Origin of the sequence: Rubripirellula amarantea (assembly GCF_007859865.1) — a bacterium.
Classification (GTDB): domain Bacteria; phylum Planctomycetota; class Planctomycetia; order Pirellulales; family Pirellulaceae; genus Rubripirellula; species Rubripirellula amarantea.
In genome coordinates, this window is record NZ_SJPI01000002.1 from 1,068,197 (window position 1) to 1,091,361 (window position 23,165).

Annotated in this window: 25 protein-coding genes and 1 pseudogene; 19 read left to right on the forward strand and 7 right to left on the reverse strand. The window is 54.6% G+C overall.

Annotated features, from left to right (window positions below):
* Positions 1 to 2: 2 nt before the first annotated feature.
* The 9 genes and pseudogenes from Pla22_RS17390 to Pla22_RS17430 all read left to right on the forward strand — a co-directional run bounded on the left by Pla22_RS17390 (position 3) and on the right by Pla22_RS17430 (position 7,338).
* A complete protein-coding gene (locus Pla22_RS17390) occupies positions 3 to 452 on the forward strand; it encodes a type II toxin-antitoxin system VapC family toxin (RefSeq protein WP_146516067.1) in 450 nt (149 codons plus the stop codon).
* 37 nt (positions 453 to 489) lie between these two features.
* The gene (locus Pla22_RS17395) at positions 490 to 1,050 is read left to right on the forward strand and encodes a GNAT family N-acetyltransferase (protein WP_146516068.1); all 561 of its coding nucleotides are present in this window, start codon (positions 490 to 492) and stop codon (positions 1,048 to 1,050) included.
* A gap of 93 nt (positions 1,051 to 1,143) precedes the next feature.
* Positions 1,144 to 1,560, forward strand: a pseudogene (locus Pla22_RS17400) (hypothetical protein); the annotation flags it as partial.
* Between the two features lie 160 nt (positions 1,561 to 1,720).
* Entirely contained in the window at positions 1,721 to 3,085 is a 1,365-nt protein-coding gene (locus tag Pla22_RS17405; RefSeq protein ID WP_242632132.1) for a NosD domain-containing protein, read from the forward strand.
* A gap of 155 nt (positions 3,086 to 3,240) precedes the next feature.
* The gene (locus Pla22_RS17410) at positions 3,241 to 3,720 is read left to right on the forward strand and encodes a hypothetical protein (protein ID WP_146516069.1); all 480 of its coding nucleotides are present in this window, start codon (positions 3,241 to 3,243) and stop codon (positions 3,718 to 3,720) included.
* Entirely contained in the window at positions 3,710 to 4,171 is a 462-nt protein-coding gene (locus tag Pla22_RS17415) for a MarR family winged helix-turn-helix transcriptional regulator (RefSeq protein WP_146516070.1), read from the forward strand. The genes Pla22_RS17410 and Pla22_RS17415 overlap by 11 nt, the downstream gene beginning before the upstream one ends.
* Positions 4,168 to 5,517, forward strand: a complete 1,350-nt coding sequence (locus Pla22_RS17420; protein ID WP_146516071.1) for an alkyl/aryl-sulfatase — start codon at positions 4,168 to 4,170, stop codon at positions 5,515 to 5,517. The genes Pla22_RS17415 and Pla22_RS17420 overlap by 4 nt, the downstream gene beginning before the upstream one ends.
* A gap of 194 nt (positions 5,518 to 5,711) precedes the next feature.
* Complete coding sequence (locus tag Pla22_RS17425) at positions 5,712 to 6,428, forward strand: siderophore-interacting protein (RefSeq protein WP_242632133.1); 717 nt, start codon at positions 5,712 to 5,714, stop codon at positions 6,426 to 6,428.
* A 109-nt stretch (positions 6,429 to 6,537) separates the two neighbouring features.
* Complete coding sequence (locus tag Pla22_RS17430) at positions 6,538 to 7,338, forward strand: type 1 glutamine amidotransferase domain-containing protein (protein WP_207310404.1); 801 nt, start codon at positions 6,538 to 6,540, stop codon at positions 7,336 to 7,338.
* A gap of 162 nt (positions 7,339 to 7,500) precedes the next feature.
* Here the strand turns inward: Pla22_RS17430 and Pla22_RS17435 are convergent, their stop codons facing one another.
* Entirely contained in the window at positions 7,501 to 7,746 is a 246-nt protein-coding gene (locus Pla22_RS17435) for a DMT family transporter (RefSeq protein ID WP_242632134.1), read from the reverse strand.
* A gap of 156 nt (positions 7,747 to 7,902) precedes the next feature.
* Here Pla22_RS17435 and Pla22_RS17440 point away from each other — a divergent pair, with 156 nt between their 5' ends.
* From Pla22_RS17440 to Pla22_RS17450, 3 genes are all read left to right on the forward strand, one after another.
* Positions 7,903 to 8,316 (forward strand): ACT domain-containing protein, encoded by a 414-nt coding sequence (locus tag Pla22_RS17440; RefSeq protein WP_146516073.1) that lies wholly within the window; start codon positions 7,903 to 7,905, stop codon positions 8,314 to 8,316.
* Between the two features lie 173 nt (positions 8,317 to 8,489).
* Positions 8,490 to 9,317 (forward strand): helix-turn-helix domain-containing protein, encoded by an 828-nt coding sequence (locus tag Pla22_RS17445; protein ID WP_242632135.1) that lies wholly within the window; start codon positions 8,490 to 8,492, stop codon positions 9,315 to 9,317.
* 186 nt (positions 9,318 to 9,503) lie between these two features.
* A complete protein-coding gene (locus Pla22_RS17450) occupies positions 9,504 to 10,292 on the forward strand; it encodes an SDR family NAD(P)-dependent oxidoreductase (protein ID WP_146516074.1) in 789 nt (262 codons plus the stop codon).
* A 169-nt stretch (positions 10,293 to 10,461) separates the two neighbouring features.
* Here Pla22_RS17450 and Pla22_RS17455 read toward each other — a convergent pair whose 3' ends face one another.
* Positions 10,462 to 10,779 (reverse strand): winged helix-turn-helix transcriptional regulator, encoded by a 318-nt coding sequence (locus Pla22_RS17455; RefSeq protein ID WP_146516075.1) that lies wholly within the window; start codon positions 10,777 to 10,779, stop codon positions 10,462 to 10,464.
* A gap of 162 nt (positions 10,780 to 10,941) precedes the next feature.
* Here Pla22_RS17455 and Pla22_RS17460 point away from each other — a divergent pair, with 162 nt between their 5' ends.
* From Pla22_RS17460 to Pla22_RS17470, 3 genes are all read left to right on the forward strand, one after another.
* Entirely contained in the window at positions 10,942 to 11,502 is a 561-nt protein-coding gene (locus tag Pla22_RS17460; RefSeq protein WP_146516076.1) for a hypothetical protein, read from the forward strand.
* A 156-nt stretch (positions 11,503 to 11,658) separates the two neighbouring features.
* Positions 11,659 to 12,645, forward strand: a complete 987-nt coding sequence (locus Pla22_RS17465) for a zinc-dependent alcohol dehydrogenase family protein (RefSeq protein ID WP_146516077.1) — start codon at positions 11,659 to 11,661, stop codon at positions 12,643 to 12,645.
* A 238-nt stretch (positions 12,646 to 12,883) separates the two neighbouring features.
* Positions 12,884 to 13,852, forward strand: a complete 969-nt coding sequence (locus Pla22_RS17470; protein ID WP_165440723.1) for a muconolactone Delta-isomerase family protein — start codon at positions 12,884 to 12,886, stop codon at positions 13,850 to 13,852.
* 291 nt (positions 13,853 to 14,143) lie between these two features.
* Here the strand turns inward: Pla22_RS17470 and Pla22_RS17475 are convergent, their stop codons facing one another.
* Positions 14,144 to 14,788, reverse strand: coding sequence for a TetR/AcrR family transcriptional regulator (locus Pla22_RS17475; RefSeq protein WP_146516078.1), 645 nt, complete (start codon positions 14,786 to 14,788; stop codon positions 14,144 to 14,146).
* Between the two features lie 168 nt (positions 14,789 to 14,956).
* On the opposite strand from Pla22_RS17475, the gene Pla22_RS17480 reads away from it, so the two are divergent.
* Both Pla22_RS17480 and Pla22_RS17485 read left to right on the forward strand, forming a co-directional pair.
* Positions 14,957 to 16,753: an HlyD family secretion protein gene (locus Pla22_RS17480; protein ID WP_242632136.1), complete on the forward strand. Its 1,797-nt coding sequence runs from the start codon at positions 14,957 to 14,959 to the stop codon at positions 16,751 to 16,753.
* Positions 16,750 to 20,091, forward strand: coding sequence for an efflux RND transporter permease subunit (locus Pla22_RS17485; protein ID WP_146516080.1), 3,342 nt, complete (start codon positions 16,750 to 16,752; stop codon positions 20,089 to 20,091). The genes Pla22_RS17480 and Pla22_RS17485 overlap by 4 nt, the downstream gene beginning before the upstream one ends.
* Before the next feature lie 215 nt (positions 20,092 to 20,306).
* On the opposite strand, the gene Pla22_RS17490 is transcribed toward Pla22_RS17485, so the two are convergent.
* Positions 20,307 to 21,002: a transposase gene (locus tag Pla22_RS17490; RefSeq protein ID WP_146516081.1), complete on the reverse strand. Its 696-nt coding sequence runs from the start codon at positions 21,000 to 21,002 to the stop codon at positions 20,307 to 20,309.
* Positions 21,003 to 21,148: 146 nt separating this feature from the next.
* Between Pla22_RS17490 and Pla22_RS17495 the strand changes: the two genes are divergently transcribed.
* On the forward strand, positions 21,149 to 21,460 hold the full coding sequence (locus Pla22_RS17495; protein WP_242632195.1) for a thiol-disulfide oxidoreductase DCC family protein: 312 nt from the start codon (positions 21,149 to 21,151) through the stop codon (positions 21,458 to 21,460).
* A gap of 89 nt (positions 21,461 to 21,549) precedes the next feature.
* Entirely contained in the window at positions 21,550 to 21,807 is a 258-nt protein-coding gene (locus Pla22_RS17500; protein ID WP_146516082.1) for a hypothetical protein, read from the forward strand.
* Between the two features lie 14 nt (positions 21,808 to 21,821).
* On the opposite strand, the gene Pla22_RS17505 is transcribed toward Pla22_RS17500, so the two are convergent.
* The 3 genes from Pla22_RS17505 to Pla22_RS25300 are packed head-to-tail and all read right to left on the reverse strand — an operon-like array spanning position 21,822 to position 23,157.
* Positions 21,822 to 21,971 (reverse strand): hypothetical protein, encoded by a 150-nt coding sequence (locus Pla22_RS17505; RefSeq protein WP_207310405.1) that lies wholly within the window; start codon positions 21,969 to 21,971, stop codon positions 21,822 to 21,824.
* 21 nt (positions 21,972 to 21,992) lie between these two features.
* Positions 21,993 to 22,784, reverse strand: coding sequence for a DNA methyltransferase (locus Pla22_RS17510; protein WP_146516083.1), 792 nt, complete (start codon positions 22,782 to 22,784; stop codon positions 21,993 to 21,995).
* 22 nt (positions 22,785 to 22,806) lie between these two features.
* Positions 22,807 to 23,157, reverse strand: coding sequence for a hypothetical protein (locus Pla22_RS25300; RefSeq protein ID WP_165440659.1), 351 nt, complete (start codon positions 23,155 to 23,157; stop codon positions 22,807 to 22,809).
* Positions 23,158 to 23,165: the final 8 nt, after the last annotated feature.

The window sequence follows — 23,165 nt, forward strand, 5'->3', positions numbered from 1 at the left end:
CGATGACCAGTGCAATCTACTGGGATACGTCAGCGCTGCTGAAGCTGTACGCGCCTGAATCGGATTCGGGTGACTACCGCCGACTTCTGATCTCCAGACCAGAACGAATCGCGGTTAGCACGCTGCATTTTGTCGAACTGTATTACGCGCTCGTAGCGAAAGAAAAGCGAAATGAGATTCAGGTGGGTGCAGCGAAGTCTCTTTTCCAGTCCTTCATGCGGCATGCCGACGAGCAACGCTATATCTCGATTGCGATTGATGCCAAAGCGACAACGTTTTCTTGCCAAGTTCTAGACCGATGCGTGGGGATCACGTCTCCAGTTCCATTACGTTCGCTGGAAGGTCTGCATCTAGGTGCAATGAACTCGGCAGGAATAACACTGCTCGTCACGGCTGACGTGAGAATGAAGCGGGCCGCGCAGACGGTTTCGCTCACAACGATTGAACCTTAGGGCTGCTTCGCCGCAACTCGTAAAGCACCCGCCAACCATGACACAAGCGGAAGTGAAGATTCGCAACGCCAACGAGCAGGATCGTGATTCGATTCTTGCGGTCCACATGGATGCATTTGGCGAAGGCGATGGGGAAGTGATCGCCAAGCTCGTCGATGAGATGCTCGATGACGCTTCCGGCGAGCCAATGCTGTCGCTGATCGCTGAATCGGATGGCGAACTCGTCGGGCATCTTCTTTTTACGTCCGCGAGCATCGAACCGGACCCTGGCCAAGTCAGTGCAAGGATTCTCGCACCGCTGGCGATAGTGCAAAATCGACAACGTCAGGGGATTGGCGGTCGCTTGATCGAATCCGGGTTACGCCAATTGGAAGAATGTGGCGTCGACCTCGTCTTTGTTCTTGGCTATCCCGACTACTACTCGCGATTCGGGTTCCAGCCCGCAGGCGTCCAGGGTCTCCAGGCAACCTACCCAATCCCACCTCGAAACGCAGACGCGTGGATGGTGACGGAGCTGACGCCCAGAATGATCGAAAACTGCAAGGGAACCGTCCGCTGCTCCAAAGCTTTAGACCATCCGAAATATTGGGCTGAGTGATCCGGCGTCTGTTTTTTCCACCCTCAGCATTGACTCGCCGATCTATACCTGCAAAACACAGCTACATCCCCGTCCGTGGCTGAATCGAGTGATATGCCCACTTTAGAAAAACGCAGCGTTCGACTCCCGCGACTCGCCTTCGTTGTGCGGATACTCTTCGCATTATTCCTTGTCGGCACCGGGATCATGACGATGGGTTTTGGCGTGATTGGGTATCCAGTGGGCGATCCGCCGAGTGAACTCGATCAATTCATGCTCATGCTTGAGAAAACTGGCTACCTAATCTTTTGGGTTGGCTTGCTCAAAACGGTCGCTGGCTGGCTGATGTTATTCCCGCGGACAATGCCACTCGCGATCCTGGTGGCGCTGCCCTATGCGTTCAATATCTTGTTGTACGTGATCTTCTTTGCTCAGCAACACTATGTCGTCGGGATTCCCGACTTCGCAGCGTGTGCACTACTAATTTGCTGCTATTTTGAGTGGTATCGTCCGATCTTTGCGGAGCCGACGCCCGTATCGTCTCACGATTTGCATGGAGACGAACATCCACTTCTACTCAGAACCTCGCCTGGATTTGCAATAGGGCGCGTTGCCTTGTTGATTCGTTCGGGACTGGCTGCGGTCCTGAAGAGTGCCGGTTCGCCGTTTTCGCTAGAGGAAAAAATTGTCGATGAACACAACACTACGCTGCCTGATGACGGTCGCCTTCTTTTCGGCACTGCCGTCCTCACTATTGGCAAAGCCGATCCAGCCACTTGAGGAACTTAAAGTCACCGAAGACCGTTTTGCCACCGTAGAGGTGCTGACCGATCAGGGCGAGTTTGAATACCACCTCGACAACACTGGCGAGCGAGATGTGTCGAACGCGTTGCAAGAAGTCTTTGACCGGACCGCGGCGCTGGGTGATGTGTCGGCGGAGTTCGTTTTCCTGCCTGGTGTTTACTCCATCGACGCACCGATCACGGTGAAGATGGTTTGCTTGAAGCTCAAAGGAACCGCTCACGGCGGGCTCGATATCTTTGGGATGAACCTGAAGAGTGGCACGATCTTTCGCTTCGGCAAGAATACCGGTCCGAACTGCATCACGTTCCGTCGAGCCTCACACTCGAAGTCGTTTCCTTCCGGCGAGTCCCCGTGGGATCACTTCGATTCCAAGGTCGAGGTGGAGGGCATGACTTTTGTGGGCTACAACAACACAGACGTTGACACTGCCAATGGGTACAGCCGATTTCGGGGCGATGAACCCAACTTCCGCGGTCTCAACTGGTATCCCTCCAAGGGAAGGTACAAGGATGCGGAGAAGGAAGGCCAGCGAGCTCTCTTCTTCCCCAAGGGTCCCGGCAAGAATGAAATGCTGCGGGTCAACAGTTGCGTCTTCACCGATCTCTATTCAGGAATCGAAACCGAGTACTGCGATGTGTGCTTCATCACCGATAGCTGGTTTGCGCAGATGGTCTATGGAATCCGAATGCAGGGGCACAACCCGATCTGCATGATCAAGAATAACTGCTTTGCCGATCTGGAAACGGGGATCACGCTAGGTGAAGTGACCTCTTCCGGATTGAACGATAACGGATTTGCCTATGTCAGCAAGTGTTTCGTGATCAAGGACGCCCAGCAGACCACGATCAACAACAATACGTTGCTGAACTGGAAGCTTTCGACGGGCGCAGCCGCTTTCGGAGGCTTCGTCCATGTTGGATCGTCGCAGAACCTTGTGATGACGGGAAACACCATCAAGCAAGAACTTGATTCGCGAACGAAGACTCGAACCGTCGACGAGCAACCCAACGGCCGCGCCTTCATCAACATCGAGAATGCTCGCAATCTGGTCTTCTCCCACAACGCCGTCGATACCATCCAGACCCAAACGGTTGTCAAACTTCACAACGTGTCAAATTCAGTGATCACGGACAACATCATCACGTTCGCAGACGGCGGAAACGCGGTCGCTCAAACCGGCACAAGCGAAGGCAATTTCTATCGCCCGCTGAACCCCGCTGACTCAGCACCTTTTGATTCGTTCAAGGAGTAGCTGCACTCTCGTGTTTGTTGCCCGCCAATTTTGACGCGAAATCGAAATACGCGATTGTGTGATTCGGCGAATGTTTCTTCTTCGTAAGCATTGACTCACCGACTTATAGCTGTACTATACAGCTACAGGCCTCGTCCGCGACTGAATCGAGTGATATGCCCTCTTTAGAAAAACGCAGCGTTCGACTCCCGCGTCTGGCCTTCGTCGTGCGGATACTCTTTGCGTTGTTCCTTGTCGGAACCGGGATCATGACGATGGGTTTCGGCATGAATGGGTACCCGGTGGGCGATCCGCCAACTGAGCTCGATCAATTCATGCTCGCGCTTGAGAAAACTGGCTACCTGATTTTTTGGGTTGGCTTTCTCAAGACGGTCGCTGGCGGACTGATGTTCTTCCCTCGGACAACGCCACTCGCGATCCTGATGGCACTGCCCTATGCGTTCAATATCTTGCTGTACGTCATCTTCTTTGCACATCAATACCTCGTCATCGGGATTCCCGATTTCGCAGCCTGTGCTCTGCTGATTTACTGCTACTTTGATTGGTATCGCCCGATCTTTGCTGGGCCCCAAGACTCTGCGGAAACACTGTCCGTCTCGATTCAGGATTCACACGGAGGCGAACATGCAGTTTGACTCGGAATCCTCGCCCGGATTCGCGATCGGGCGTGTTGCCTATCTGATCCGTTCGGAAATGGCTTCGGTGCTGAAGAGTGCTGGTTGGCCGTTTTCACCCGAGGAAACGCAGACGCTGATCACTTTGTCGGATGCCGGCCAGTCGCTGCGCATGAATGAGTTGGCGTCGCTGATGATTCGTGATCCAACGACGGTCAAACGCCAGTTGGATCGACTCGTCGACCAGAAGTTTGTTGAGCGGAGCGTATCGAATGAAGACGCTCGTATCGTGATGGTCGGATTGACTCGCCGCGGCGAGCAAAAACTTCAAACCGTCCTTCCGCTGTTAGACGACTTGCGAAAGACCACGCTCAAGGGCATCTCGAAGTCGGAGCTGGAAGCGACGCAAAACGTTCTGCGAAAGATGCAGAAAAACGTAACCAAACACATTTCCAAAGGAATAGTCTTATGAACAAGATCATCTTCTCTCTCTGCCTTGTCCTGTCCGGTGTCAGCGTCGGCGTTGCTCAGGAAGGGACCAACGCAACTCAGCGGCTGCGAAACCAGGGCGTCCAATTCCAAGAGCAAGTCGTCAAAGTCGCCGACAACGTCCACGTCGCTGTCGGCTTCAGCCCCGCCAACGTTTCAATGATCGTTGGTGAGGATGGCGTTGTCATTGTCGATACGGGTATGACCCGAGACGACGCCGACCGTATCGTGGCGGAGTTTCGCAAGATCACCGACAAACCGGTCAAGGCGATCATCTTTACGCACTCACATGGTGATCATACCGGCGGCGTGACTTCGTTTCTTGGAACAGAGCGACCGCAAATCTGGGCTCACAACAACTTTGGAAGCGAATACCGTCCATTGACGGATGCCGGTGTTACGTTTCAATCAGTTCGAGCAGCAAGGCAAGCTGGATTCAAGTTGCCACCGGAGCAACGGATCAACAACGGCGTCGCCCCGGTTCGATACCCCAAGAGCGGCGGCCACGCATTCGCGTCAGGTGCGGAGTCGAAACCGTCACATCTACTCGAAGGAGAGCGGCAGACGATCAAAGTGGCCGGAGTTGAACTTGAACTCGTGTCAGCTCCCGGTGAGACCAACGACGAACTGTTCGTCTGGTATCCGGCTGGCAAAGTACTCTTCGCTGGCGACAATTTCTACCGATCGTTTCCAAACTTGTACGCAATCCGAGGAACTCCCAACCGCAGCGTTCGCCTGTGGGCCGACAGCCTCAATAAAATGTCTGCCAACAATGCGGTTGCCTTGGTCGGTGGCCACACCAAGCCGATTATCGGAGCGGGCGAAGTCAAACAAGTCCTCGGCGATTACCGTGATGCCGTTCAGTTCATCCACGACAAAACCGTCGAGGGAATGAACAAGGGAATGACGCCGGATGAGTTGGTTGAGTACGTGCAGCTTCCTGAACACCTCGCCAGCAAAGACTATTTGCAACCGTTCTACGGGCATCCCGAATGGGGCGTGCGGACCGTCTTCAGCCAATACTTTGGCTGGTTCGACGGCAACCCATCCAATCTGTTTCGCCTAACGCTGAAATCAGAAGCAGAGCATCTTGCCAAGTTGGCGGGTGGAAAAGAGAAACTGCTCTCTGCGGCCAAAGACGCGCTCCTTAACGATGACAACCAATGGGCCGCGCAGCTTGCAGACCATCTATTGGCCCTCGACAGGAACGACCGCGATGCAAAACAAATCAAAGCCGATGCTTTGACGAAGTTGGCTCGCAACATGGTCAACGCAACCGCTCGCAACTACTACCTCACCGTTGCCCGCGAGCTACGGGAAGGGAAGTGAGCCGCTCGGCACCATTGCGGCGTCCGACCTGCGGGGCAATTCAGTCAATGCATCTTTCGCCAGTAGCCGCCTACGATGTGCGGGTACTCGCGGGGAGTGACGTCGTCGTTCGGCTGCGATAAGGGCCTCGTGAAGATCAAGCCATTCAATCACAAAGGACGAACATGAAGCGACCCAACCCCCGCCTTTTGACGGTGCTTTGCAAGAAGAAGATCAGCCCGCATGTTTTGCGTCTTACCTTCGGTGGCGAATCAATGGCGACGTTTCCTGCTGGAGCGGAAGGCTCGTACATCAAGCTCATGTTTCCCAGTGATGGAAAGCGCCCGAAGCTCCGGACCTACACGGTTCGCAAGCAGCGTGAAGAGGAAATCGACGTCGACTTTGTTATCCACGGTGACGGAGGCCTCGCTGCAACGTGGGCGCAGGAATGTCCGCTTGGGGAATCCATCCTTGTCGGTGGCCCAGGTCCCGGCACGCTGGTTGATCCAGTGGCGGATTGGTTCCTGCTGGCTGGAGACCTCGCAGCTTTGCCCGCCTTGAGCGTCAACCTGAAGACGATGCCCCGCGATGCGCGGGGTGCCGCGTTCATCGAAGTCCTCTCCGAGGAGGACAAACAACTTCTGGATGCTCCGCAAGGCATCGAAATTCATTGGCTCATCAATCCGCATCCGGGCAAGCACCCCGAACTGCTCCGCCAGGCAGTTGAGGACTTCGAGTGGAAGGAGGGGCATCCCTTTGTGTGGGCCGCAAGCGAGTTTGGGACCATGCAGGGGCTTCGCACGTACCTCAAGGGCACGCGTGGACTTGGGAAGGAGCAGCTTTATCTATCAAGCTATTGGAAGCTCGGGATCACCGAAGAAGAACACAAGGAAGCCAAACGCGCCGATGCCCAAGAACACGCGCGACGCTAACCAGTTTCCGGTCAACTTTTCCCTCAGGCTGTAAACACACCAAACTGTACACACGTACGACAACAATTTTTTAACCCATTCTGAAACCAAACTAAACAGGTCAAGCAATTTGAAAACTGCAACACTACTACTCGCCACATTCGCCTTGATTTTCTCAGGCTGTACGAACGAATCAGGTGAATCAACCACAACCCAAAAGACAGAAGTCGAGAACGGAGGAGGAGGGAAAGTGCTTTTTGTTGTGACTAGCCATGACAAAAAAGGGGACACCGGCGAAAAGACTGGCTACTACCTGGGAGAAGTATCTCACCCGTGGGAAGTCTTGCATTCGGCTGGATACGAAATTGATTTCGTCAGTCCCCAAGGCGGAAAAGCACCCATGGATGCCTTTGACATGGATGATCCAATTAACAAAAAGTTTTGGGACGATGACGTGTACCGCACCAAAATTGAAAACACAAAAAAGCCAAGCGAAGTAAATCCGCATGAGTATGTCGCGATTCACTATGCAGGCGGACATGGAGCCATGTGGGACTTCGCTGACAACGCTGAAATTGCGGAGATCGCAAAAACGATCTATGAGAACAATGGTGTCGTGAGCGCCGTTTGTCACGGACCGGCTGGTCTTGTGAATATCAAACTGAGCGATGGAACGTATCTTGTAGACGGGAAAAAAGTAAATGGCTTCACCGACGAAGAAGAAGTCAAGGTCGGACTCGAAGACGTTGTTCCGTTTATGTTGGAGGACAAACTCATTGAGCGTGGGGGGAAGTTTGAAAAATCTGCTCCTTTTACCGAGCATGTTGCTGTCGATCAGAGATTGGTAACAGGTCAGAACCCCCAGTCGGCGAAAGAGGTTGGCATGGCTACCTTGCAGGAGTTGCAAAAGTTGAAGGAAGCGTCCCAGTAATCGTTGCAAATTGGAAACGGAGGCAACCCATTAGATTTCAACTTGAAACAATGGATTACACAATGAAAATTCTTCTCGCCGGTCCAGATGATGCTTGAGTCAACGGACAGCAATTGGATCGTTTGTGATCTGAGCGCCTTTCAGGTCGCAAAGAATCAGCAGTCAGGAGCGGCGGCTGATAATGATCAGCCCCGAAACAATAATCAGTGCGGAACCCGCCATCATTTGCGAGCTGAGAGTTTCTTGAAACCAGAAGACTCCCAAGCCGACGCCAAACAGCAGGCGAGAATATCGGAAGGGAGTCACCGCTGACACGTCACCTGTTCGCATCGCTTTCATCAGGCAGGCATACGCAACGGAGAAGCGAACAACGAAAGGCACTTCCGGCAAGCCGCGGGTCGTAGTCACCAGAGTTGGTCAGACTGTTTTGGTAAGCTAAATACAAAGGCAACGTGAATTTTGCAGCTTCCCCTTATCAGAACACCAACCGACAACGCAGATGATGCAAAAGGCGAGCACAGTGCGACAGACTCCAAACGCTGCAAGAACAGGATGGTAGAACAAATGAACGGAGAAGCGAATCTGCTGAAGTTGCTGCAAAACATGCGACCGGAACTGCAAGATGGCGAATATGTGTTTTGCTCATTGGAACCTGCAGTTGCGTCCGAACTTTGCCTTTCCCCCGTCGGTCAGTTTCTTGAAGAGGAGGGTTTGACGCTGATTCTTGCCAAGGACGAAGCGGAAGCGAACCGTCTCGACTTCACTTTTCCTTGCAGGAAGATCACTCTCAAAGTGCACTCCAGCCTCGAGGCTATCGGTTTCCTTGCCGTCGTTACTGAAAAACTCGCTCAGCAGGGCATCAGCGTCAATGCATTCTCAGCCTACTTCCATGACCACCTCTTTGTTCCAACGGAGAAAGCTGAAGACGCGATGCGTGTATTGGGCGACGTGGTCAGAAAATCACTTCGCTCGCAGTAACGTCTATGAACGACAACGTCATCGACGACGGTAGCCGAACGAGTCCGATTTTCGATAACCAGTGGAGGGACTCGTGGCCTCGTCCACTACGCCAGCGTTTGGTTGTTCGCGCCAACTGTGCGACGTAGACTGCCTGTCAGGTTTCAAGTTGTTTAATCGCCAGCGAGGATAGGATGGCTTCCGAATTCAAGGTGAAGCATTTCAAAGTTCGCGGTTCTGCTGACGACAAAATTACGGTCCATCAGTGGGAGTCGGTCAAACACACTTGGCCGCGTCACTCACACCCCGAATACAAACTGGGCGTCTCCGAAGGCGGGACGGGCACGTTCTTCTATCGGGGCGAGCGATACCACACTGGACCGGGAAAGCTACTTGTCATCCACCCCAATGAGGCGCATACGTGCTCAGCGACAGGGGCATGGCGGTATCTCTATGCTGCCCCAAGCGTCATCGCAAGCATCGTAAAAGCGTTTGACCGCAATGGTGATATCGAACCCTTGTTGCTGCCTCCGGTCATCGACGATTCTCAACTTGCAGAACTCGTTTTGCAGGCTCACCGGGCGATGGACGACGGAGCTTCGCAATTGGATCAGGAATCTGCGTTCTATGATGCAATCTGTGAAGTCCTGGTTCGACACGCATCATTGCCCGACATACCAATGAAGGAAGAGCGTGCGAACATCCGCCGAGTCCAGGACAGCTTGGAAGCGAGATTCAATGAGAACGTCTCGCTTCACGAACTCGCTGAATTGGCAGGGACTTCTGCCCCGTATCTAAGCCGCGTCTTCTCCAAAGAGGTCGGCATGCCTATCCAGGTCTATCTCTCTCAAGTCCGAGTGCGTCGCGCGCAGCAGATGCTGATGGCCGGTGAGACTCCGGCGAATGTCGCCTACGCCGTCGGTTTCACGGACCAATCGCACTTCACGCGGCATTTCAAACGGCTCATTGGTGTTCCGCCCGGAACCTATTCCAGGGCCATTGGCACAGCTGGGTCCTCTTGACTCAAGTCGCAAGCCGTCGCTCGCCTCTGCATAGGGTGGCGTCAACGAATGAAGCTAGCGATCCGCGTTTTTGGTTGCGCGCAAGATCGTTCAAGAAGCGATGTCGTCATTTCCATAGACTCAAGATGGTGCCGTAATCTGGTCATCAAAAACACTATCTAAAATCACAAATAGGAAAATTACCCGATGGACCTGAAACTCAACAACAAAACTGCTTTGGTCACCGCATCGACGGGTGGCATCGGCCTGGCGATCGGGACTCGCTTGGCTGCCGAAGGGGCAACCACCATCATCAACGGTCGCAGCAATTCGAGCGTTGACAAAGCGATAACAACGATTCGCAAAAGCAATCCGAAGGCCGACCTGATCGGACTGGTGTCCGACAACGGGACTATCGAAGGCGTCGCTCAAACCATCGCCGAACATCCACAGCTTGATATCCTCGTCAACAACTTGGGCATTTTTGAGGCGGTCGATTTCTTCGACCTGACGGACGAAGCCTGGCAACACATTTTCGACATCAACGTGATGAGTGGCGTGCGTCTTGCCCGGCACTACCTCAAGCAAATGCTGGAGCAAAACACTGGACGCATCATTTTCATCAGCAGCGAATCCGGCGTCGTGCCGGCTCCTGAAATGCCACACTACGCGATGACGAAGACAGCACAACTGGCCGTCTCACGTAGTCTGGCTCAATTGACCAAAGGTAGCTCCGTTACCGTGAACACCGTGATGCCGGGTTCGACGTTGACCCCAGGCGTCAAGGAATTCGTCAGCAATCTGTTTCCGGATGAGCCCTATGAATCGGCCGAAAAACGATTCATGGCAGACAATCGGCCGACCTCGTTGATTCAGAGATTGATCGAACCAGAAGAGATTGCCAACATGGTTGCGTTTGTCGCCAGCCCACTCGCATCGGCGATCAACGGAGCGCCCATACGAGTCGACGGTGGTCTCATTCCAACGATTGCGTGATGTTCGGCGAATACGGATACGTTTCGCCCGCCCGAAAGACGGGCTCGAGGATTTGCCAAACAGACAGCCAATCATCAGGCTGAAAGAGTCGCAGAGTTGCCATCGACCTTCCAAATCATTCGCTTACTTGTTCACGTGCGGCAATCAAATCCATTGCGTGCTCTTCACCTCACTTCTTGAGTGACTTCAAAATGGGCTTGAGCGACTTGCCTTCTTCGGTGAGTTCGTATTCAACTCGCGGCGGCACTTCAGCGTAGACGATTCGGTTCACCAAACCGCTGGCTTCGAGTTCGCGAAGCTGCTTGGTCAGCATCCGCTGTGTGACACAACCGATCTTCCGCTTGAGTTCACTGAAACGAAGCCGGCCGTCGAGCAAGTAGAAGAGTACGATCCCTTTCCACTTCCCGCCGATCAGCTCCAACGTCGCTTCAACGGGACAGGCGGGCAGCACGTAACTGGTGTGCCGGGGCTTGTTAGCGGTATCCATTTGGTGCCTACATGTCCGAAATGTGCGTACTTGTTCGTTGAAGTCGTACCCGTATTATGTGCTTAGAGACGGCCAAAGGTAGTGGACGAGGCAACGAGTCCTCATCATTAAACGAAGACGGGACTCGTGGCCTCGTCCACTACAAGATATCAGGGAGACTATATGAACAAGCGAGATCACCTTCGGCGGCTCCCAAGAGAGCAATATCAGGCCGATGCGATTGTTCATTGGACGCTCACCACGGTCGATCGAAAACAGGGTTGGTTGTCTCCAACCTTCCTGTATCGCTTTCGCGAATTGCTAACGCATACGCTTTTCCGATACGGTCTAGCATGTCCGACGTTCTGCCTGATGCCTGATCATTTTCACATGGTATGGATGGGGCTTTGTGATGGAAGCGATCAGCTCAATGCAATGAAACACTTCCGTCCAAGATGCAACGAATCCTTGAATCGGATTGGCTTTGAACTTCAAGACCAAGCTCACGACCACGTATTCACAAAAGAAGAGCGCCGGGATACCGAATTCAGAAACGTTTGCGAATATATCGCTAGAAATCCTGAGCGTGCAGGATTGGTGGAGCCCGATCAGTTTGCTTCGTATAGCTTCACTGGTTGCCTCGTGCCTGGATACCCCGAACTACGCCCATTCGCTGCGGACTATTGGGATCACTTCGACAAGGTCATATCCTTCCTACGCAAGGATGGCCTGCTGCGAACGTAGAAGTTGTTCGCGTGGTGGACGAGGCAACGAGTCCCAACGACAGAATAGACAATTTCCGACGAAAAGAAGCGTGCGTACAAGTACAACCTTTTGCACCGATTCTGGCATTTTTGAAGGACTCGTTGCCTCATCCACTACCCAAACAGGAGAAACAAAATGAAAGCGATGCTCATTAACGCCTATGGCGAAAACGCGACTTTTGACGCTGCAGATGTTGCGAAACCCGAAGTGAAATCAGACCATGTGTTGGTCAAGATCGCCGCTTCGAGCGTGAACACGGTCGACACGATGATTCGCAACATGGGGAAGGACTTACCTTTGTCGCCCGATACGCCAGCCATTCTCGGGATGGACTTCGCCGGAACGGTTGAGGCAGTCGGCGAAGGTGTGAAAGACTATTCAGTCGGCGATGAAGTCTATGGCTGTGCCGGCGGGTTGGCTGACTTGCCTGGCACGTTGGCCGAATACATCGTCGCCGACAGCAACTTGATTGCCCACAAGGCGAAGAACCTGTCGATGCGAGAAGCCGCCGCATTGCCGCTGGTCGCGATTACGGCCTACGAAGGCTTGAAACGCGCCGGCATCCAAAAACGCCAGAAAGTTCTCGTGCATGGTGGCTCTGGCGGAGTTGGCCATGTCGCGCTGCAACTGGCAAAACACTGGGGCGCCGAAGTCTACTCGACTGGTGGCGGCGAGAAACAACTTGCTCTGATCGAACAACTCGGTGCAACTGGCATCAACTACAAAAATGAAACGGTGGAGCAGTACGTAGCCAAGCACACCGGCGGCGCGGGGTTTGAAGTCGTGTTCGACTCGGTTGGCGGTGCGAACCTGACGAACTCATTTGAAGCGGCTGCACTGAACGGTCAAGTCGCCACGACCGTCTCGATGTGCGAGCTGGATTTGACTCCGGCTCACTTCAAAGGCTTGTCTTTGCACGTCGTGTTCATGCTGATTCCGATGCTGCACAACTTTAAGCGGGAGCAACACGCAGAAATACTCCGCGCCCTGGCTCAGATTTGCGAGTCTGGCGGACTCAAGCCTGTACTGGATGAAGAACAGTTTTCGCTCGAACAAGTCGGGCAAGCGTACGCCCGCTTGGAGAGCGGAAAAGCAATGGGCAAAGTGGTTGTTGAGGTTTAACCAATAATTTTTTCTCGTACCAAAACTTTATCGTCCTAAAAAAAACGTGTAACCAAGTCAGTAACCGAAAAGGGGGAACCCTGACCGGCATCGACATGCACCAGCGAGGCTGGGTGTTTCCGCAGAGCATTTGCCCCGAGCCAATTGTCCGCGGAAAGGAACGGCCACACGCTGGCCCGTTCATTTTCTTTCACTGATTTTGATGCTGCCGTCTTTCCAATATCTATAGAGATTCCCTATGAAAGTTCTAATTGTTCACGCTCACCATGAGCCAAAAAGTTTTTCATCGTCGCTCGCAAAGCGCGCTAAGGAGAAACTTCTTTCGCTCGGTCACGAAGTCACCTTCAGCGATCTGTACGCGTTGAAGTTTGATCCCGTCTCGGACCGTCGCAACTTCACGACGACCAAGGACTCCGGTTATCTCAAGCAACAGGCCAAAGAAGTTCACGCAACCGAAAACGATGGGTTCGCTCCTGATGTGGAAGCTGAGATGCAACAGCTCGAAGCTGCCGACTCAGTCATCTTCAGCTTTCCACTTTGGTGGTTTGGGATGCCTGCCATTTTGAAAGGTTGGGCCGACCGCGTCTTGGCAGCTGGACGAATTTACGGTGGTCCCAAATTGTTCGAAGGCGGCATTGGCGGAGGCATCAAGCGCGGTCTAGTCCTGATGACGACCGGCGGGGGTGAAGCGACGTATGGTGGCTGGGGAGTGAACCCAGCACTCGATCGAATGATGACACCTATTCAGCACGGCACTTCTTGGTTCAACGGGTTTCGTCTGCTGAATCCCTTCGTTGCCTGGTCACCCGCTCACATCGGCGATGAAGGCCGCCGAGAGCAATTGCGGGAACTCGATCGAAGGATGAAGTCGCTTTTCGATGTAGCTCTGTTGACGCTCCCGCCCCTTGCGGATTTTCCTAGCTTTAGCGTCGATACGAAAAACCGATTTCAGGTGGTCGTTCAATTCGTCAAACCATTCGACGAGGAATTTCATCGACTGGTACCCGCCGAACACAAAATGATCGACGAATGGCGACGCGATGGTCGGCTGCTCGAGTTTGCTCGTTCGGAAATGGACGATCCGAATCCGCGAGTCTTCATGACGTTGCGTGCGACTGACGCTGCGGAGCTCCAGGACTGGTTCGAACAACTGCCGTTAGCAGACTACCTTGAGACTGAAGTCACCAAGCTTCATAAGCCCGTATAGCGACAGGTTGCAAACGAAATACATTGCATCTGGCACGAAAGACGCGTAAGGTTGATGGCGGATTGCTACGTCTCAGTATATCCGGCCTTCGTTTTTCAGAACTTGACAATTCCACGAGTGACTCTGATGCAACCCACTATCGTGGCCCCACCGTAGTCATTGGCCAGACGCAGTAGGCTCTCGTGGAACCCGTGATTCGGAAAGGTTTCTTCCGCCTCTTTGATCGCTGCTTTGGAAAGCCCTTTTCGCAGTTTACCTTTCGTCGCCTCGTCCACTATGGAAATCGTGGATTCAGTTCACTGCATACCTAGAAAGAAACATCTCGACCGTTTGGGCGACGATTTGATTGCGTTTGCGGCGTGAGGGTGGAGGCTCGCCGTGGACGATGGTTGGCCAGAAAGCAAACGTCCGCAGCAACCCGACGAACTGCATCGCTGCGAACTCGGCGTCGGCTTCAAGTAGACAGCCGGAAGCTTGCGCTTTCTTCATCCATGTGGTCACTCGCCGGATGAAGAATCGCTGATCGACCTGCTGTCCCGCATCCGGTTCCCCCAGCACGCGTGACAATCCGGCTCGGGCGAGTGCCTGCACGTCTTCCGACGTGAAAAAGTCAATCTCGGACTGTGCAAGCTCCGTCAACTGTTCGGCGAGATCACGCGAATCGTCGAACTTGCATTCCGGCAATTGCTCGACGCGGAACTTTAGTTCCTCAATGATCTCAATAAACAGAGCTTCCTTGCTGTCGAAATGGTTGTACAGCGTGCGTTTGCTGACCGAGGCGGCCTCAGCGATGCCGTTCATGCTGGCAGCAAAATAGCCGTACTGCTGAAACGCCTCGACGGCCGCCTGCACGATCGACGCTCGCTTGCGATCGGTCAGGCGTCCATGGAGCGCTGGCTCAGAAGGTACACTTTGCGGTTTACTTTTTCCTGGCATGATGTAAAGTATACCGTACAGTTTACTGTTTTCAAGTAGAACTGCCAGCCTGTCGTTCGCAGTTTGCAACAGGCAGGCTGCCTGTTCTATCTATGCGTTGGGCAACTTATGCGTTTTCAGAGGTTCAACCTTTTCGTAATGGCACTGTTGTGCTTTTGCGGTCTCGCAATGACGGGGTGTTCGCAGGAGAAGGAATCGGTTTCACCCGACAAACCTCCCAAACCGGTTTCGATCGCTGTCTTGCAGAAAACTTCTCCGATAAACCAGCAGTTCACAACAGGTTCGGTTGTGCCATGGAAATCCGAGCAGATCGGGTTTGAGGTCGCAGGGCGCGTCGCTGAAGTGATCGAACCCAACGAGCTCGTGACGCCACAAATCGGTAGTGAAGCCGATGAACGGACACCTGATGCGACTCCGCTTGCCCGTCTCGATGACGAAGAATTGAGAATCGCCGTCGAATCGGCACTTGCCAGCGTCGAAGTTGCGAAGCTGAATCGCGATGCCAACTTGGTGACGATTGAGCAGCAGTTGCCCGCCCAAATCGAATCTGCAAAGGCCGAAGCCGACCTTGCCGACATTGAACTATCTCGAGCGTCGGAGCTTTCAAGACAGAATGCAATTTCACGTTCGGAACTCGACGCCGCTCGGACCAACGCCGCGACGACGAAATCGCGTCTGGCAAGTTCCAATGCCGAGTTGGCTCAGGCGAAGGCCCGCCAGCTTGCCCTTGAGGCTCAGATCCTGCAGGCCCGGCAGCAACTTTCCGAAGCCCAACGCAGCCTCCGAAACGCGGTGCTGTTCAGCCCGTTCCCCGGCCAGGTTTCCCAGATCCACGCGGTTCCTGGCACTTATGTCAAAGAAGGCGATCCAGTGGTGACGGTGCAAATGATGGATCCGATGACCATCGAATTTGAAGTCACTGCCCGCGACTCTCGCCGCTACCGTCGCGGTGACATGTTGCCGGTTCAAGTCACTGATGGCAGCGGAAATTCTCGCCAGCTTAGCGGCATGGTTTACCGAGTCGACACGGTGGCTGACCCGGCGGCGCGCACGTTCACGGTCACGATGCACGTGCGAAACGAGATCGACGAATCCGCGTACACGTTGCCCGACACCGACGAACCGATTGCTTGGACGGATCAGATCACACCGCTAAATATTGGCCCGATGATTACCGGCGACCGGCGACAACTTGTCGTTCGCGAAGCGGTTCATATGATCGGCGGCGAGACGTTTGTTTGGAAAGTGACCAATCGTCGCTGGGGAACTCCGTCGCCGCCGGGCGATCGGTTGCTTTCAGTGACCAAAGTCCCCGTGCGAATCACCAGTGATGTGATTCCCTATCTCGGTCGTTGGAAGTTCGTCGCGATCGAGTTCACCGATCCGAACGTCCCGATCAATGTCGACCGTGATCTAATCACCGGCAAACTTTACTTCAAGCCGACCCATTCCGATTCTCCCGTAGTGGACGAGGTTACGAGTCCCAGCATCAATCCAACCAATTCCGGTTCCCCCGTAGTGGACGAGGTTACGAGTCCCAGCATTGGAACCAGCTCGAAGGACTCGTTGCCTCGTCCACTACAAAATCTGGAGACTTGGACCGGCTGCCAAGTCATGCTTGACGATCAGCGGTGGCTATTGCGGTCGGGCGACATCGCGCGGATTTCATTGACCGCCAGCGAACCGACCGGTGGTTTCTTCGTTCCGATGAAGGCCGTCCGCGAAGAACAAGGTAAGACCTTCATCCACGTGATTGATGACACTGCGGATCGAGTCACCGCACGGCGAGTCTTCGTCGACGTTGCTGAAGGTGAATCGGTGCTCGGTGAAACCGTCTTACTGCGGATCACGTCGACTTCGCCAGACGAATTGCGTGAGGGAATGCAGGTCATTGTCGAAGGCACGCACTATCTGAACGACGGCGACCGAATTGTCGTTTCGACGCTTGTGGGAGGCCATCCATGAGAAGCCTTCCCGATTTCGCGGTGCGCCGGCCGACGATCACGATCACGCTGGTGTTGCTACTGGTCGCTTGGGGCAGCGTCAGTTTCTTCACCATGCCGCGTCGCGAAGACCCTGAATTCACACTCAAAATCGCCCTCGTGACGACTCGGTGGCAAGGTGCGTCGGCGGAGCAGATGGAAAAACTGGTCACCGATCCATTGGAAGATGCGATCGACGGTTTGGAAGAAGTCCGCTTGATTCGATCGACGTCCAGCAGCGAACAGTCAGTCATCTTCGTCGAACTCGAAGACAACGTGCCGGGTGCTCGAGTCGACGACGCGTGGGATCGCGTTCGGGCCCGGATTCGCAATGTGACGATGCCCGACGAAAGCATTTCGCCGTTTCTATTCGATGAATTTGCTGACACCAGCGTCCTGCTGTACGCCGTCCACCAACGGCCGCTCGATGGGGACTCGGTCGTTGATCCAAAGTACGCCTACTCATCGCGACAACTCGATTTGTACTCGGAACGCATTCGTGATTCGCTGAGGCTGCTACCGGGCGTTTCGCAGGTTGGTCGGTTCGGAGTTCAAGAAGAAGCCATCTATATCGAGACCGATGAAGGGAATTGGTCAACGCTGGATCTAACGACCGCACAAATTCAATCGCTTGCAAAATCGCAAAACATCGTCGCCCCGGGTGGAAAGATTGACGCCGAAGACGGACGTTTTTTCGTCAAGCCCAGTGGTGATGTCGGCGCGGTGGAGGCTTTTGATTCATTGGTCGTTGGTGTCGTGGCGACCGCGGAGGAGAACGGCGACGCAGGCTTCAATCAAGTGCAACTCAAGAACATGGGATTGAACGTTCGTCGTGGCTACGTCGACCCTGCTCAGCGGATTTGTCGTTACGGAACGCCCGAGTTCGAGACACCCGCCATCACCCTTGCGGTCTCGATGAAATCCGGTGCAAACATCATCGACATTTGCGACCGTTCCAAAGAAAGTGTCGCGCAGTTGCAAAGCACGGGCGTGTTGCCGCCCGATCTGGCCGTATCCATCATTTCCGATCAGTCGGATAGTGTGAAGCAGCGTATTCGCGAAGTTGGCGTGAACATCGTCCAGGCGATTCTGGTCGTTGTCGTTCTGGTATATCTGGTCGTTGGCTTTCGCACGGCAGCCGTCATGGCCGCCAACATCCCGTTCGTTGTTGTTTCGTCGCTGGCGATCATCACACTCTTTGATGTGCAACTGGAACAGATGTCACTGGCGTCGATGATCATCTCGCTGGGACTGCTGGTCGACAATGCGGTTCAGGTCTGCGACCAGAGTCGCACGAACCAGATCGCCGGCATGAGTCCACGCGAAGCATCCGTTGCGGGTGCAAAGATGCTTGGCATTTCGATGTTAAGCGGAACCGCAACGACGGTTGCCGCTTTCATTCCAATGCTGATCGCGATGGACGGTGCCAATCGAGAATTTATCTATAGCCTGCCAATCACGTTGTCCGTGATGCTGGCCGTCAGTTGGGTTTTGGCGATGACTTTCTGCGTCATCCTCGCCGCGTGGTTCATTCGACCTCCCAAAGATTTAAGTCGCCCCACCGCGCCGCTGCCCTGGTTGATGAGCAAACTGGGAACCGTGTGGCGCAGGCTTCGCCGAAAGAAAAACATGCCAAAGAATGTAGAACAGTTGTCCCCAGCTGTTCCCCAGCACTCAGTTGGGACAACTGAGCTACAAGGTGGCTTCTACCGACTCTACGCCATCGCCGTCGGATGGGCTCTGCGTCATCGCTTTGTCACGATCTTCGCATCCATCGGCACGTTGCTGCTGGCGACTCAGCTTCCGGTTTCAAGCGAGTTCTTTCCACTCACGGAGCGTGACCAATTTGCCGTTGAAATCTATCTACCCGAATCAGCTTCGATCGAACAAACCAACAAAGTGGCTCGTAGGGTCGAAGAAATGATCCGCGCGCTGAGCCCGCATGTTGATGAGGAAGGAGAATCGCACGAGCGTTTGTACAACATGCGCACGATCGTCGGCGGAGGCGGGTCGCGCTGGTATCTCGCATGGGAACCGGAAACCCTGAAGCCAAACTACGCCGAAATCCTGATTCACACGACCAAGGGAGAGTTCACTCACGACTTCGCCGAACAACTGCGCGTCGTGGCGAGGCAAGGTGACGAATCGCTGGGGCTGTCGCCGATCGCCGGCGCCCGAGTCGTTCCGGTTGAACTGGTGCTTGGCCCGCCCGCGGATCCTGTCGTCCTGCGCGTCATGGGTAACGGGCTCGCCGACGCGGACGAACTCAGGAGCATTGCGAATCGCGTCAAGTCGATTGTGGACGCCGAGCCTGACACGTGGGACGTTAATGATTCGTGGGGCGTGTCGGGCCAGCAGTTGTTCGTCGATGTGGATTCAGATCGGGCCAGCCTTTCAGGAATTCGCAACGCGGAAGTTGCCTCAACGCTTGATGCTTACTATTCCGGCAAACTGCTGACGACCTATCGCGAGAGCGACCGTCAAATCCCGGTCTACTTTCGGTTGAATCCCGAAAGCCGCCGGTCGCTTGGTGCCGTGAGCGGTTCACACATCGAAAGCCGCGTCGGCAAGGTTTCGCTGGCAGCCATCGCGAGCGTGAAACCGCAATGGCGTTTAGAGACCATTGATCGACGCGATGGGAATCGAACGATCGAAGTCCGATCACAGATCAACTACGGGGCGTCCGGCAACGACATCACGACGCGCGTCTTCAACTCCGAGCCGATGCAAAAGCTGAAAGCCGAGTTGCCTGCCGGATATCGCATCGAGATCGGGGGAGCTCTTGAAGAGTCGATGAAGGCTCAGTGGAAAATGTTCCGGTCATTCGGCATGTCATTCATCGCAATCATTTTGTTGTTAATTTTCCAATTCAACAGCCTCGCCCGCACCGCAATCATCATGGTCACGCTGCCGCTCGCTCTCGTGGGCGCACTGTTCGGACTGTGGGTGACGGGTAACGCGTTCGGATTCATGCCGCAACTTGGCGTGCTGGCGCTATTCGGAATCGTTTTGAATTCGGCCATTCTGTTTGTCGAATTCGCTGACATTGTCATGAAGGAACGAACATCCGGAACCGATCAGCCCCTTTCGCGCGAGGCTTATCACGCTGCGATCGTCGACGCTGCACGGCAACGACTGATGCCGATTTTTCTGACAACCGCGACGACCGTCGGCGGACTCGTTCCTCTTGCACTTGGCGGTGGACCGCTTTGGCAAGGGCTGGCGTGGTTGCTGATCTTCGGCCTGTCCTTCGCCACTCTGCTGACGCTGTTCGTCATCCCCGTCCTGTATTCCTTCATGTCGCCAGAGCAACAAACGTAGTGGACGAGGCCACGAGTCCCCTTGCTCGCGAAGGACTCGTCACCTCGTCCACTACCATCACTCACCACAACAAAGGAGTCTCAACAGTGAGTACCAAAACAAAGTTCGGCCCCAAGGGCTGGACGCCAGAACGAATCGGCTCCCTGGCGAAGAAAACGAAACGGGGGTTGAATTGATCACTTGCGGCGAAGAAAACGGGACGGGGGTTGAATTGATCACTTGGCGGTTGCCTTTGACTTTTGTCGCTTGCGTGGACGACCGGCGGGACGCAGAGTGTGCCAAAGCCCGTAGCGTTCAGCGACCTGTTCAACCCACTCTTCGCTTCCATAGGGACGAGAGCGACCAACACACGTTCGCAACTCCTTCAGCTCGCCAGCGGTCAAAGCCTGATCGACCCGTTCATTCCAGCGGGGGAGTCGACGGATTGGCCACGGGGAAAGCAGCTTTGGATCCGGCTCGAATGACTTGTTCCAGCGGTAGAGCGAACCGTGAGGCCAGTCCTTCGCGGAATTGACCAGCTTGGCCCGCAGAGGATTGCGTTCGACATAGCGACAGACCACATAGAAGTGCTCGTCGTCGTCGATCGGGAAACTTTTAAACCTTCCTTGGTAAAGATGCCCGTCGCCTCGGTTGTGATAATGACCCCGGTATCGAAGGGTGTGTGTCGCGGTGACCCAACGTAGCAATCGTCCCATCTGTCCGTCCTTCGCCGGGCGAAGGACCAAGTGCCAATGATTCGGCATCAAAGTAAAACTGAACAATTCAAGAGGATACTTTTGCAAACCCTCGGCCAGCACACGGATGAAGCCCTCGTAGTCTTCTGGCTTGTGAAAGATCTCTTGTCTTTGATTCCCACGATTCAGAGCATGGTAGATCTGCCCTGCTCGATCATCTCGGCTTTGACGTGGCATCGGAACCGCCCGGGGTAAATCTTGAACGCAACCAACCCAACCTATCGCGATAGAACCGGCGAATCCACCCCCGTCCCGTTTTCTTCCCCCGTCCCGTTTTCTTCCCCGACGGCGAGTGCCCACTGTGCCTGCGAGAAATCAAGCTGCTGAAATGGCTCGATCGCAAAAACCGCATCCAATTCACTGACATCGCAGCGGACGATTTCAACGCGGCAGAATACGAAAAGACGCCCGCTCAATTCATGGATGAAATCCACGGTCGACTTCCTGATGGCCAGTGGATCATCGGCGTCGAAGTCTTCCGCCAACTCTACTCCGCCGTCGGCCTCGGCCCGCTCGTTTGGCCAACCCGCCTCCCCGGCATCTCGCACGCCCTCGACTTCGGCTACCAAGTCTTCGCCAAGAACCGTCTCCGTTTAACCGGTCGCTGCACGAAAGAGACTTGCGAAGTCGGGTGAGGTTTTGCAACTCATTGACGATGACGCGAACCGAGCTGAACGCAGCGTGTCTGAACTCGTTGTGAGTGGAAGCAGGTGTGGAGAAAATGATGAGCAGTGTAGAAGAAGATCGGTACGGGTTAATTGCTCGGTTCCATGAATCAACCGACGACGAGCTGATTTCCGCTTTCAACTCCCAAGTTGGCGTCAACGCCTGGGTTACCACTCGAGCACACTATCTATCCGCTCTTCGTCTGGAGATGTTAAGCAGGGACTTCTATTTCAGCCTGATTGCGGACGAAGGAGGCCTCAAGCTCAAGAGGCGAGTTCGACGTATTGGAAACCAACTCGAATACGTCGATTGCTGAAGCCCGGCTGAGCATTAGCCGTTACGCCGACTCACCACGCAACCGAGAAACCGATCGCCCTCGCCGTATCCACCGGGCACCGCCTGAAAGAACCCAGGCAGAAACGCAGCCTTATCTTCGCGAGCCACCTCGCGAAGTGCCGAAAGAACCTGCTTCGCTGTCATTCTAGCGACGCCGGGTATCCGCTAAGCGATTGGACGCAAGTCGATGTCGACTGGGACAACGGCCGGTCGCTGATGCTTTCCATTCCCCCGGACGTCGTCGAGCGACTGCCGGCCGACAAAACGAACTAAGGAGCAACCACCATGTCCACACGAGCGACGATCGCCGTCCGCCGCGCCGACCGAACGTATGCAGCGGTCTACCTTCACTACGACGGTTACCCAGAACACACCGGAGCACTTTTGATGGCCAACTACCGAACAACCGAAGAAGCGGAAACCTTGATCGACGGCGGCGATATTCGGCCCGAAGAACTTGTGGCCGGCTCCTTCACGCCAACCGTAGAACGCCCATTCGTGTCCCGACATAAAATCTTTTCGATTGATGACCGGGTGCATCTTGTCCCAAATGATGGTCTGCGAAAGATACAGCCCGCTGGCCGCCAGTGCCGGCGGATAGCACCCGATGTTGGAGAAGCCGCCCCAGATGTAGAAGCAGCGCCCCGGTTCCAACACGCGGCCGATGTTACCGAACCAAGCGGCGAGTAGTGACGCGAACTCATCGTCGCTGACTTTGTCGTTGGCGAGCACGCGATCCTTGGCCCGCATCGTCTTCTCGCCGGCCTTCGTCTTTCCTTCGCCAGCCGGGAAGGAACTGTTGCCGGCGGCGATCGCGTTCTTGCTTCGCGGTTCGACGTTGACGTTGTACGGCGGATCGGTATTCACCAGGTGAATCTTTGCGCCGGCGAGCAAGCGATCGACGTCGTCGGCTTCCGTCGATGAAAGCCGGCGATTCAATGTCTTCACCGAGTTCATGAATCGGAGACAGGTCAAACAACTACGATGTCGGAAAGAAGTCCTCGTCACCGAAAAGGTACTCTCCGATCAAACGGCAATACTCACGGTGCTCGCTGATCAACGAAGCGTGAACGTGCAATTCTCCAAGCTGCTTTTGAACGAGGATGGTGTCGTAGCCGGCCGGTCGTTGGACTTGATAGCGACTCTTTTCGCCCTCGATGTATTCGCCGCGTTTTAGGTTCTCGCCACGTCGGACAACGAATGCCAGGACGTCGCCTACGTCGTGCATCCACAACGCTGTCCCACCACCACGGTGCCGATCGCGGTTGAACGTCGACAAGCGTTTCTCCATCGCATTGATGACGACCGTGGTCGGCAACTGAAACGGCATCGGTTTCT